Origin of the sequence: Fluoribacter dumoffii NY 23, from assembly GCF_000236165.1 — a bacterium.
GTDB classification, from domain to species: Bacteria; Pseudomonadota; Gammaproteobacteria; order Legionellales; family Legionellaceae; genus Legionella; species Legionella dumoffii.
The window spans coordinates 2608044-2620759 of record NZ_CM001373.1 but is presented as its reverse complement, the minus strand read 5'-3'; the positions used below and the strand labels follow the sequence as shown (position 1 = coordinate 2620759).

Genomic DNA, 12716 nt, shown 5'->3' with positions numbered 1-12716 from the left:
CCTTACACAATCTATGATAACTTTTTAATCATAGTTAATTGCACCTGAGTTTTCAATGAAACTCAAGATGGGTGACAATAATTTTTGCAAAATGAGGTCAAACTTAAGTACCAGGAATTTCTCGAAAAAACTCCAAAGCATATGCATTTGACCTCCAATAAATAGGTTAACTCATAAGTAAACCCTGTCCAGATTTAAACTTTCTTTTCAAGGTGCAACGAGACAACCCGAAGACGATGTTGGTCTGGATCAAGAGCCACAAAGGTATAACCAAAATCCATCATTGCGGGTGGCTGGGCCATTTGAATTCCCTGGTTTTGCCAGAGTGAATAAAGCTCATCGATGAAATGATCTTCTTCCACTTGCAGAGAAAGTTCATTTCCACCTCCAAGCAAGGCCGCTTGAGGTTTGACGGCCTGCTTTGCCCATAATCCCAGACGCATACCTGACTTCAAAACAAACATCACAAAAGTAGGGGATGATTCAACGGGCTTTTTTTGCAGGAGACGTTCATAAAAAGAAAGGCTGACCAAGGGGTTTTCGACATAAAAAATTACTAAGTTGGGATCAAGTTGCATTATCTACTCCTATTGATTTAAGGGAGTTTTAGTTTAAAAGATAGTGCTGACAGTTTTTGTCAGCAATGATTGATCCCTGCCGTGCAATACATATGGATAACAAAGAGGATTGATGTTTTAATATCGCCAGGTTACCCTGCTTCAAAGGTCAGGGCAGGGGTATTTAAAAGGAAGTTGATCATGAATAAGTTTTATGTAGATCCCGATATAGCAAAAGCCTCTACTATTCCCGCACATTTTTATACCTCTCCAGAATGGTTTGCACAAGCAAAAGAAAAAATATTTGCTCGAACCTGGCAATTTTGTTGCAGTATGGAAAGCCTACGCCTGGAGGGACAGTTGGTGCCTTTTACTTTATTGCCCGGATTACTGGATGAACCTCTATTATTTGTTCGTGACGAGCAAGATCGTTTCCGTTGCCTCAGTAATGTATGCACCCATAGAGGCAATATTTTGATTGAAGCTCCATGTACTGCTGAAAAAATAAAATGCTCCTATCATGGACGCAGATTTAATCTTTGTGGGGAGCTTTTGCATATGCCTGAGTTCGAGAGAACCTGTAATTTCCCATCGGCAAAGGATAATTTACCGCAAATACCATCTGATTGTCTTGATCCCTTCCTCTTTGCTTCATTAGATCCCCAAGCATCATTTAAGGAAGTGTTTGCTGAGATTAAAGAGCGGCTTTTCTGGTTACCAATGCAACATATGCGGCTGGACAGCACCCGTTCACGGGATTACCTGGTTAAAGCTCATTGGGCACTGTATTGTGAAAATTACCTTGAAGCATTACATATTCCCTTTGTCCATCCTTCGTTAAGGAAGGTGATTGACTGCACCACTTATACTACAGAGCTTTATCGTTATTGTAATTTACAATTGGCATTGGCAAGCCCTGGTGAAGAAAGTTTTGATTTACCCAAAGATTCAATTGATTATGGCAAAAAAGTAGCTGCTTATTATTATTGGATTTTTCCAAATACAATGCTTAATTTCTATCCCTGGGGATGCTCTGTGAATGTAGTAAAACCATTAGGTCCTGAATTGACTAAAGTTTCATTTTTAACTTTTGTTCTTGATGAATCCAGGTTAGGAAAAGGAGCAGGGGGTGATTTGGATAAAGTAGAGCGCGAAGATGAGGCTGTTGTAGAGTCGGTCCAACGAGGTATCCGTTCCCGTTTTTATGAAAGCGGGCGATTTTCACCGACAAAAGAACAAGGTACCCATCATTTTCAACGCCTTCTCTGTGAATTTCTTAATGAGGATTAGAAAGCACAGTAGTTAAAACATGGGAAAAACATTTTCCGCATTCAAGGATGAAATATGCATGATTTGGTATCAGAGCCTTCGCTTCAGCGAAAGCTCAATGCGCGTGTGTTGGGAATGATCACTTTAGGGGGATCTATTGGAACCGGTATTTTCCTGGCGAGTGGTAATGCCTTATCAGTGGCTGGTCCCGGGGGGACTTTACTGGCTTACCTGGTCATGGGAATCATGGTTTATTTTTTGATGGCAGGCCTTGGGGAGATGGCTGCCTTTATGCCTACTACAGGATCGTTTTACGTTTATGCTGCCCGTTTTTTTGATCCTTCTTTAGGATATGCGCTGGGTTGGAATTACTGGTATAGCTGCGCCGTTTATATAGCCTCCGAAATTTCAGCGTCTGCTTTAATCATGCATTTTTGGTTCCCAGGAAGCTCTTCGTTGCTATGGTGTTCTGTTTTCCTCTTTTTGATTATCGGTTTTAATGCGATTTCTACTAAAGCATTTGGTGAGTTCGAATATTGGCTGTCATTTATTAAAATTTTTGTGGTTATTTTATTTATCCTTACCGGATTTTTTTTGGTTTTCGGTCTGACGGAATATAAAGCAGGAGGTTTCCAGAATTGGCGTATTGGGGATGGTCCCTTTCATAGCGGGTGGATGGGTATGCTGGGGGCATTTGTCGCAGCAGGTTTTTCTTTTCAAGGTACGGAATTAATTGGAGTCGCGGCAGGGGAGAGTATCCATCCGGCAAAGACAATTCCCAAGGCAATAAGAATGGTATTTTGGCGAATTCTCATCTTCTTTGTTTTATCCCTATTTATTATCAGCCTTTTAATTCCCTATACTGCGGCTCAATTGACTGGTTCGGATGTGGTAACAAGTCCTTTTACTTTAGTGTTTCAACAGTACAATAAAGCGTCTGCCGCAATGATTATGAATGCGGTGATTCTGATTGCAATTATCTCCACTGCTAATTCAAGCATGTATGTGGGAAGCAGAATGCTTTGGTATTTAGCCAAGCAGGGGCATGTACCTCGTATTTTTTCAGTAGTAAATCAACGGGGAATCCCGGTTTATGCTTTAGCTTTGACGAGTTCTATTGCCATGCTTGCCTTTTTATCATCCATTTTTGGCAATGGCAGGGTGTATTTTTGGTTACTTAATGCCACCAGCCTTTCCGGTTTTATTGCCTGGATGGGAATAGCCATCAGTCATTACCGCTTCCGCAAAGCCTATTTGCATCAGGGAAAAGATCCGGCCAAACTGCCTTATTTGGCCAAGGGGTATCCCTTCGGACCTATGTTTGCGTTTGGGGTATGCATCGTCGTAATTGGCGGCCAAAATTATAATGCCTTGATGGCAACTCCTATTGATTGGTACGGATTGTTTATTTCATACATCGGGGTTCCCTTTTTTCTGATAATCTGGTTGGGACATAAATGGATTAATAAAACCCGGATTATCCCCCTTAAGGAGTGCCAGTTTCACTGTGAATAAGGAGTAATTTTCTGGTGGAAAAGGATGAAACCCTATACACTTGTTTGACTGTTTGCTAAGCGAAAGCCAATTGACGCAAAAAAGCATAAGGGATTGATTAATTAATGGAAATTTCTACTATAATAATGTTTTATTCCATGGAAAGTTTTCATGTCCAATAAAATACCCCATATCATTATTGTAGGTGGCGGTGCGGGAGGAATGGAGCTTGCGGCAATGCTGGCCAATAAATTTGGCAAAACCGGTAAAGCATCTATTACTTTAGTAGATTACTCACCTACTCACATCTGGAAACCGCTTTTACATGAAGTTGCGGCAGGCAGCTTGTTTACCAATGAGAATGAAATTGATTATCTCGCCTATGCAGCGACGCATCATTTTCATTTTGTTTTAGGTGCTTTCGAGGGCCTGGATCGAAGTAAAAAGGAAATCTATTTGTCGCCTTTTTACAGCCATGATGAAGAAGTTCTGCCCAAACGGGCAATCCCATACGATATTCTCATTATTGCCGTAGGCAGTGTGGCGAACGATTTCAATGTCCCTGGAGTGCGCGAGCATTGTTTGTTTTTAGACAATATTCAACAGGCAATTTATTTTCATCGTGAGTTATTAAACCGTTGCATGCGTCTTTCCCAGCAATCCCAGCAGAGTCAATTTAATCTGGTGGTCGTCGGAGGAGGGGCTACGGGAATTGAATTAATCGCAGAATTACACAGCACCATCCACGAGATCATAAATTATGGGATAGGTATTCAACCTGATATTATTTCTTTTACTCTGATTGAAGCGGCAAACAGATTATTGACCGCACTGCCAGAGGATCTCTCAGAAAAGGTGGCTGGGGAATTGACACGTATGGGCGTAAAAATTTGCCTTAATCAACAAGTTACCGAAGTGACTGAAAAGGGGTTGCATACCCAGGCAAATGAATTTATTCCTGCGGATCTTGTAGTGTGGACAGCAGGTATTAAAGCTCCGGATTTCTTACGTCAACTAGATGGGTTGGAGGTGAATCACCTCAATCAGCTGTTAGTAAAGCAAAGCTTACAAACGACCCTCGATGATTCTATTTTTGTTTTGGGCGATTGTGCGAGTTGCCCACAGGCCAATACTGGTAAGACCGTTCCCCCGCGGGCACAGGCGGCACACCAACAAGCAAGTTTTTTGTATAAAAATTTGCCTAAATATTTCGAAGGAAAACCTTTGCCTGTATATCATTATCATGATCATGGCTCTTTAGTTACATTAAGCCATCATGTAATTGGTAATTTAATGGGTAAAATTACCAGCAGGTTTATGATAGAAGGTAAATTGGCACGTTTATTTTATTTATCTTTACATAAACAGCACCAGGTATCTTTATATGGCTGGTGGCGAGTTTTTTTACTTACCTTGTCGAATTTATTAAGCCGGCGGGTAAAGCCTCGACTCAAGCTCCACTAATCAAGGGCTTTGGTTAGGATGCGGGTGTAGTCGAGAATACTAGGTATTTCCTAATGTGAGAAATGAGATTAAAAAAATTTAAGCAGGAAGCAATAATGTGGGATCAGATTAAAAAAGAATATATAAAACGTCTGTCTGGGGTAAAACCTTATCTTCAACACAATAAATTTGTAAAGGCGCATGATTTAGTCACCGTACTTTCTAAACTTATCCGTTCGAGTGACCGCGTATGTATCGAAGGGGATAATCAAAAGCAAGCCAGTTTCCTGGCTAAAACTCTGGCTCAGTTAAATCCGGTGGAGATAAATAATTTACATATGATCCAATCGGCAATAGCCTTGCCGGAACACCTCGATATTTTTGAGAAAGGTATCGCAAACCGTATTGATTTTTCTTATTCTGGCCCCCAATCCGTTCGCCTTGCCCACATGGTAACAGATAAAAAAATCCAGATTGGTAATATCCATACTTATAATGAACTTTTTGGGCGATTGGTAGCCGATTTGACTCCCCATGTCTGTTTGTTGATGGCAGACAAGGCAGACAGGCAGGGTAATCTGTTTACCGGTGCAAACACCGAGGAAACACCTGCGCTTGTTGAAGCTACGAATTTCAAAAACGGGGTGGTCGTTGTGCAGGTTAATGAGGTGGTTGAGCAATTACCGCGAGTTGATATTCCCGGAGATTGGGTTGATGTCATTGTTCAAGGTCCGGAAGTTTCGTATATTGAACCACTCTTTACCCGGGATCCAGCACAAATAGATGAAATTAAAATATTGATGGCAATGATGGTCATTAAAGGGATATATGCCCCTTATCAAGTGAATATCTTAAATCATGGGGTAGGATTTAATACCTGCGCCATCGAGTTGCTTTTACCTACCTATGGGGAATCATTGGGATTAAAGGGAAAAATAGCGCAACATTGGATAGTAAATCCATTGCCTACCTTAATCCCTGCCATTGAGGCTGGATTTGTCAAGACAATTTATCCTTTCGGGGGCGAGGTGGGAATGAATCGTTACGCAGCCGCACGCCCTGATATTTTTTTTACAGGCAAAGAAGGAGAATTACGTTCCAACCGGATGTTAGGCCAGTTGGCTGGACATTATGCGTGTGATGCATTTATCGGTGCTACCTTGCAGATGGATCTTGAAGGAAACAGCTCAACAGCAGTTGCGGGGCGTATTGCAGGTTTTGGTGGTGCGCCTAATATGGGCTGTGATGCTCCTGGTCGACGGCATTCTTCTTATGCCTGGTTGAAAGCCGGACAAGAGCGCAGTCAGGCATTGGCAACTAAAATGCCGCGGGGCAGAAAATTGGTAATTCAAATGGTAGAAACATTCCAGAGTTCGGCACAACCTACATTTGTAGAACATCTGGATGCCTGGGCCTTGCAAAAATCGATGAATGCTGACTTACCTGCCGTAATGATTTATGGGGATGATGTGAGCCATATAGTAACCGAAGAAGGCATTGCCAATCTCCTCTTGTGCCGCAATCTTGAGGAACGTGAACAAGCCATCCGCGGCATCGCAGGATATACTGAGGTAGGCATTGCCCGTGATCGGATGAAAGTGGAGGAGTTGCGTCAGCGTGGAGTGATAAAACGTCCTGAAGATTTGGGAATCAAAGTTTCTGACGCAACCCGCGATTTATTGGCAGCTAAGTCTATTCGGGACCTTGTTGATTGCTCACAGGGTTTATATGAACCCCCAGTAAAATTTAGAAATTGGTAGGGCAAAAATATGGAATACATGGAATTTCGTTTTTCGCTTTCTGGCAAACCTCTTGAAGGTAAAAAAACAGTATGTGGGGTGGTTGGCTCAGGTAACTTGGAAGTCATCATTGAGGCTAATGCGAGTTGCGAGACTGTTTTTACAATCCAGACGGCGGTGGAACATTATAAACCGGTTTGGAAAATGGTGATCGGGGATTTTATGACGCAAAACCAACCGGTGGGTTTGAACTTTACCCTTAATGATAATGGAGCGACCCCGGCAGTGGTTTTATTACGCTTAGCCCAAGCCTTGGAGGAATTTAAAGGTCATTATTCCATGGGCAACAATTATGCAGAGCTTGATGGACGTGAACGAATCCAAATACTTCTCGATAAAGACTCCTTCACTGAGTGGCTTGCTGATGAAAAGTTATATAGTCCCTATTTGGCCGCCTTAAATTTGCCCGGTGAAGCTGACGACGGCATTATCATTGGTTCTGGATTGCTGCACAAAAACAAAGTGCTCATTGCTTCCCAACAAAAGGATTTTATGGGGGGGGCTGTAGGCGAGATCCATGGAGCAAAGCTTACCGGCTTGTTCAAAGCTGCAGTTAAAACTCAAGCCAAGGCAGTGATTCTCCTCATTGACAGCGGCGGAGTCCGTTTACATGAGGCAAATGCTGGAGAAATTGCCATTTCAGAAACGATTCGCGCTGTCTTTGAGGCAAGGCAAGCAGGAATCACCACTATAGGTATAATTTGTGGCAAAAATGGTGCTTTTGGGGGTATGGGTATTATTTCTGCTTGTTTGGATTACCTTATAATTAATGAAATAGGGCGTATAGGGGTATCCGGCCCTGAAGTAATTCAAGCTGTTGCAGGAGTCAAAGCATTCGATTCAAAGGATAGGGCTTTGGTTTGGCGTGTATATGGAGGAAAAACCCGTTATTTACAGGATGTTGTTCAAAGTTATGTCAGTTCAGATGTTGCAGAAATACGCGAGCGATTAATTGCTGCTCTTGATAAGAGAGTGCCTCTCGAACTTCACTCCATGAAGCAAAAACATGCTTTGTTAAAAAAACGGTTTGAAGAGACAAAAGGTTTTCAGGAAGAGGGGGCTTACCTTAATCATATTGCCCCTGACTATGCTGTAACTCTTTTTGATATGGACGAAAAATCATTTTTACAGGCGGTAAAAAATATAAAATCGTAATTTAGGGCAAAGCCAGGCATTCAGGCTGAATACATGACAGGAATAAGAAATGGTAGAAATAAAGGACCTTCTCAAACAGATATTTTCTCAAGAAGTGAAGCTAACAGAAAATCAATCGGTTATTTATGGCCAGGCGACTCTCAAGGAGCAAAGGCTTCATATTCTTGGGGTTAAGGAGTCAATATTTCTTGGTGCAGAGCAGGCTTTGATTATGGCACAGCATGTAATAGATATTCTTGAAAGCCAATCTACTGATCCTGTTTTGCTTTTAGTTGATGTAGCGGGTCAAGAGTTAACAATGCGGGATGAATGGTTGGGGATGCAACAATATTTTGGACATTTGCTGGAGTGTTTGGAATGTCTTCGCCAACAAGGGAATATTTTAATATCCCTAGTGTGTAACAAAGCGTTAGGTGGCGCTTTTATCGCTTATGGTTTAACTGCAGATACCATTTTGGCTTTACCGGATGCAGCTTTGGCGGTGATGTGGCTGGAGGGTATTGCCAAAGTCACCAAAATAGAATTAAGTACACTTCAAGAGTTGAGTAAAACATTTTCCGTTTTTGCACCGGGCGTGCAAAATTTTTATGAACTTGGAGGGTTACATGAGATTGTGAACCCCTCTGAACTTGCGGATAAAATTAATGTAGCCATCCAGAAACAAAATCCTAAAGACGATCGTGCCTTGCTGGGGAGTGAGCGGGGGGGCAGAAAACTTGCTTATTCGATTATTAATAAAGTAACCAACTATTTATGAATCCGCAACGACACCATTTAATTTATCTCAACCCCGATGCGGAGATTACCATCAACTCCTGTCATGCAGATCAGAGATTAATTAAGAATGAAGTGCTCTATTGGCTTAACAAAGGGTTGCCTTGTATTTACGCCACCCAAATCCCCCTACAGAAAAAATTGAATCTGGGGTTGACCCTTTTGCTCCAGAATAAAAAACAACGAGTCGGTTTACAGGTTGACCCATTATTTGTCCAGAAACAAACCCCACCTCCTCAACTGCATAGGATGCAGGATTTTTTTTCCTGTCACTATGGAATAAATGACTTAAAAAGTTTTATGCCCCCCGTTGCGAATATCGCGGTTTACGGCTCTTTTTTATTTCACTTTTTATCGGGATGCTCTTTTGTTACCCCCGATTCTGATCTGGATCTACTGATTCATTATCAAGGGCAGTCCTGGGTTGATTTGCATAATACAATTGATGAGTTAACCCACAAGTTTAACCGTCCGATTGATGGAGAGGTACGTTTTTCTCTTTTTGGTGATATCCCAATCAAGGAACTACTTGATGTAGCTGCAGAAAAAGTGCTGTGTAAAAGCAAAGAGAAAGTTGAATTACTAGCAAAAGCTGAACTTTATGAACACTACCCCTTGCTGTGAAAGATCACTTGCCAAAATGGCGGTCCGAGCACTTTACTTAGAAGTGAAAGCGTATCCCAAACCGGGTCTGGTCAGTTTTATCGATGCGGGTGCGCATGTGGATATGGATGGCGAAACGTTTTATCGAAGCCTGTTTACCTTACGTCATTATTTTTATCATATTACCAAAAAAGGACGTCACACCCATTGTTTTGAGGATTTAAAACAAATCGCTATTGAAGCGGAGCAGGGGATGCTGGAAAAAACCGGGGGTGTGAATACTCATCGGGGTGCTATTTTTGCTTTGGGTATTGTTTGTGTTTCCGTAATTCGCCTGGCTCAGGCCAAGACGCGCTTTACTCCTGCTGATGTACATCAGCAGTTATTAAGGGATTGGCCTAAACATTTGCAGCTCCATGCAGGAAACCCTGACAGTCACGGGGCGATCGTGCGTCGACAATATAAAGTCATTGATGCCAAGCAAATGGCAATACAAGGCTATGCGCCGATTTTCCAGCTTCTTCCTGATTTCATCGACATTTTTCTAAACACCCAATCCCTGGATTTTGCCTGCTTGTTTGCCTATATTGGACTTTTACAGACCATGGATGATACGAATATCCTTTATAAAAAGGGAAAATTGGGATTGGATTATGCACAAGCGAAAGTGAGAGAGCTTGCTGTAATTGATTGCTTATTCACCCGCCATCAGAAGGCGACGGAATTACATCGCCTTTTTTCAAAAGCAGGAATCAGCCCCGGTGGGGTAGCCGATTTGATTGGCCTTTTATTATTTTTAGGCCAATTATTTTGTAAACCTCTTCGAGAATATTCCCCTGTCTGCAGCAATTAGGTAAAAAAATCGACCAGTTCTATACTTAACATAAACCATTTACTTTGCTCAAGAAATAGAAAACTTCGCAAAACAATGGCCATAAGTAAACTGGAACGAGACTAAATAATGAGAATCCCAGCAACTGTTTCTGATTACCGATTGTTAGCAAAAAGAAAGCTTTCCAAAAAAATTTTTGATTTTATTGATGCTGGCGCAGGTGATGAGATTACCAAAAGGAATAACAGGGATGCTTTTGATAATATCAGCCTCAGACCTTTGTGCCTAAAAGATGTCTCTTGCATTGTAACTGCGACTTGTCTGTTGGGTTTGGAACAAACTTTTCCGCTGCTTATTGCCCCGACAGCTTTCCACCAGCTTTTAGACGAAGAAGGCGAGGTAAGTACTGCAAAAGCAGCTGGATTTTGCGGAATCCCTATGGTTGTGAGCTCCATGTCAAACAGGTCGCTTGAAGACATTGCTCATTTTTCCTCAAATGAGAACCTCTGGCTGCAGGTCTACATCTTTAAAAACAGAGAATTGACTGCAAGTTTGATCCATCGTGCAGAAAAATCGGGATATAAAGCAATTTTAATCACAGTGGGGGTACCGATAACAGGTAAACGGGATAGAAATATCCGTAATCCATTTGTTCTTCCCCCAGAGCTTTCCACTGGGAATTTTACCAGCACCGCTAACAGTGAAGTGCTGCATCAGTTTACTGCTCATGAGTTTGATCCATCTCTAACCTGGAAAGACATTGAGTGGGTACAATCTTTGACGGCTTTACCTATAATTTTAAAAGGAATACTTAATCCTCTTGATGCAGAAAAAGCATGCAGCCTTAACGTTGCCGGAATTGTTGTTTCCAATCATGGTGGCCGCCAACTAGATACCGCTATGTCTACGATTACAGCTTTATCTGATGTGGTTAGAACAGTTGCCGGGCGTACCATGATTCTTCTTGATGGGGGCATTGAGCGGGGCACGGATATGTTTAAAGCTCTTGCCCTGGGAGCGGATGCTGTGTTAGCAGGCCGCTCTATCCTTTGGGCATTAGCCGTTAACGGAAGGGAGGGGGTGCAATCCATGTTGGCTTTACTAAGAGAAGAGTTGGAAACAACGATGATGTTAACAGGGTGTCGCGATATCCAGGAAATAAAGCAGCTGGGGAACGACATTTGTTGTATGGGAATGAAAACATTCTATGAAAACTGAAGCTCGGGAATATGAGTCACAAGGTATATATCAAGTCGGTTTGAATCGACAACGCGAGGCTGTTATTAGTGCTCATTTTATGCATAATATAAATCAGCGCTCAAAACATCAGCTTTATAGTTCTGAAGAATTTTCAAAAAAAGCTTTATTAGTCAATGCAGAAATAATTATTGAACGCCTAATTCCCACCCTTTTATCGGCATCAGACACGTTTATTCTCGAACGAGCCTCTGCGGCAAAAATCAGGGCCAGGAAAAACTTTAAAGAATATGGGTTAAATTCAGCACAAAAAATCAGTCTTTCTGAAGTAATTACGGAAGTCATGTTTGATCGGCAATTTTTAAAAGGCTCGAAATCAAATACTTCCCGGCGGATTTTAGCTGAAAAAATAAGAAAATTAATTGCTGAGCACAAACCGATAAAAATGGTTATCCCTGCCTTACCGTATAAAGTATCATCCCCTCTTAAAACCCGAGGCAATTTACCTGATTTATCGGAAATAAATTTTTTACTTGCATTAGTTGAGATCGCTAAAACAATTGATTTGATTTACAGCAGTACAATTGCAGGTCTCAGCAACAAGATGGCCTCCTTTACTGTGATTTGTGATGGTAATCGGTTTAACCAATTTTTGAATGAAAAATACACAACCATTAAACAATATCAGAATCATTTACGCTGGTGGATAAGCAAGTTAGGTTTTTCAAATTATGTAGAAATCAGTGATTATCAGCATATTATAAAAAATAATCTCCCTCAAAAAACGCAAGAGGAAAAAACAGTTATCCGAGAGCAGGTAGGAAATTTTTATAAACACTTAATGCTACCTCTGTTGGACCCCTATAACATGGAGCAAACGATTAACAAGGCAATCGAGTGTGATCCTGACCCGGAAATTACTAATCCTGAAGGAAGATTCATTCCTTTATTCAAGTCATTAATTTATACAGTAAGATATGAAAAACTGTCGCTCTATAGTGAAGTGCACCAGGAGGACTATAGCGAGTTGTATAGCGTGCTTACCCGGCATCTGTTTCAACCCTATGCCAAGTTGACCCAGGATGATTATGTTACAATTGAAGCATTTATCGGTAATCCTCAACCACGCAATTCCCCCTCCAGAAATAAACTGCTTGAATATTTACGGCAATCCATGTTGTCGCAGGCATGGCATGCAACCATTAATTATATGGCGGAAATTCGCAGTGATCGTGATTTGCCAAAGGAGCCTCTCAGTCTCTGCTATCCTGATTACATCCGCTGGACAATCCATGCTAAACCAGGTCAATTGGCTGTTTTAACAACTACGGCTTTTGGAGACCCTGTGCAGCCGTGGCATGGCGTGGGCGTTTTTATGCGCACAAAAAATAATAAAATAAAATTGTATACCCTTCCTGTTTTATCGCTGGAAAGTTGCGATGCAGTTCCTGTAATAGTGGAAAAAACAGGGCAGGAGCCAAGGATGAAAGGACAACCCTTATTTTATATACATCCAAATATAAAATGGAATCATTTTGATGACTTCATCGAAGAATTAAAAAAAGGATTAACGCGCAAGAGAAAACTCTGACG

The 12716-nt window shown here is 41.6% G+C and carries 11 protein-coding genes; 10 read left to right on the top strand and 1 reads right to left on the bottom strand.

Annotated features, from left to right (window positions below; all coding sequences use genetic code 11):
* Positions 1–194: 194 nt before the first annotated feature.
* Positions 195–578 carry a VOC family protein gene (locus tag KYQ_RS11835; RefSeq protein WP_010654477.1) on the bottom strand — a complete coding sequence of 128 codons (384 nt, stop codon included), beginning with the start codon at positions 576–578 and terminating at the stop codon, positions 195–197.
* A 180-nt stretch (positions 579–758) separates the two neighbouring features.
* On the opposite strand from KYQ_RS11835, the gene KYQ_RS11830 reads away from it, so the two are divergent.
* The 10 genes from KYQ_RS11830 (at position 759) to KYQ_RS11785 (ending at position 12714) form a co-directional block, all read left to right on the top strand.
* Entirely contained in the window at positions 759–1847 is a 1089-nt protein-coding gene (locus KYQ_RS11830; RefSeq protein ID WP_010654476.1) for an SRPBCC family protein, read from the top strand.
* Positions 1848–1901: 54 nt separating this feature from the next.
* On the top strand, positions 1902–3341 hold the full coding sequence (locus tag KYQ_RS11825; RefSeq protein ID WP_010654475.1) for an amino acid permease: 1440 nt from the start codon (positions 1902–1904) through the stop codon (positions 3339–3341).
* A 150-nt stretch (positions 3342–3491) separates the two neighbouring features.
* Entirely contained in the window at positions 3492–4784 is a 1293-nt protein-coding gene (locus tag KYQ_RS11820; protein ID WP_010654474.1) for an NAD(P)/FAD-dependent oxidoreductase, read from the top strand.
* A 95-nt stretch (positions 4785–4879) separates the two neighbouring features.
* Positions 4880–6523, top strand: coding sequence for a malonate decarboxylase subunit alpha (gene mdcA / locus KYQ_RS11815; RefSeq protein WP_010654473.1), 1644 nt, complete (start codon positions 4880–4882; stop codon positions 6521–6523).
* 9 nt (positions 6524–6532) lie between these two features.
* Positions 6533–7717 (top strand): biotin-independent malonate decarboxylase subunit beta, encoded by a 1185-nt coding sequence (locus KYQ_RS11810; RefSeq protein ID WP_010654472.1) that lies wholly within the window; start codon positions 6533–6535, stop codon positions 7715–7717.
* Between the two features lie 49 nt (positions 7718–7766).
* Positions 7767–8474 (top strand): biotin-independent malonate decarboxylase subunit gamma, encoded by a 708-nt coding sequence (locus tag KYQ_RS11805; RefSeq protein ID WP_010654471.1) that lies wholly within the window; start codon positions 7767–7769, stop codon positions 8472–8474.
* The gene (locus KYQ_RS11800; protein WP_010654470.1) at positions 8471–9115 is read left to right on the top strand and encodes a phosphoribosyl-dephospho-CoA transferase MdcG domain-containing protein; all 645 of its coding nucleotides are present in this window, start codon (positions 8471–8473) and stop codon (positions 9113–9115) included. Before KYQ_RS11805 ends, KYQ_RS11800 begins: the two co-directional genes overlap by 4 nt.
* Positions 9093–9947, top strand: a complete 855-nt coding sequence (locus tag KYQ_RS11795) for a triphosphoribosyl-dephospho-CoA synthase (protein WP_010654469.1) — start codon at positions 9093–9095, stop codon at positions 9945–9947. The genes KYQ_RS11800 and KYQ_RS11795 overlap by 23 nt, the downstream gene beginning before the upstream one ends.
* 108 nt (positions 9948–10055) lie before the next feature.
* On the top strand, positions 10056–11144 hold the full coding sequence (locus tag KYQ_RS11790; RefSeq protein WP_010654468.1) for an alpha-hydroxy acid oxidase: 1089 nt from the start codon (positions 10056–10058) through the stop codon (positions 11142–11144).
* Entirely contained in the window at positions 11134–12714 is a 1581-nt protein-coding gene (locus KYQ_RS11785; protein WP_010654467.1) for an L-tyrosine/L-tryptophan isonitrile synthase family protein, read from the top strand. Before KYQ_RS11790 ends, KYQ_RS11785 begins: the two co-directional genes overlap by 11 nt.
* Positions 12715–12716: the final 2 nt, after the last annotated feature.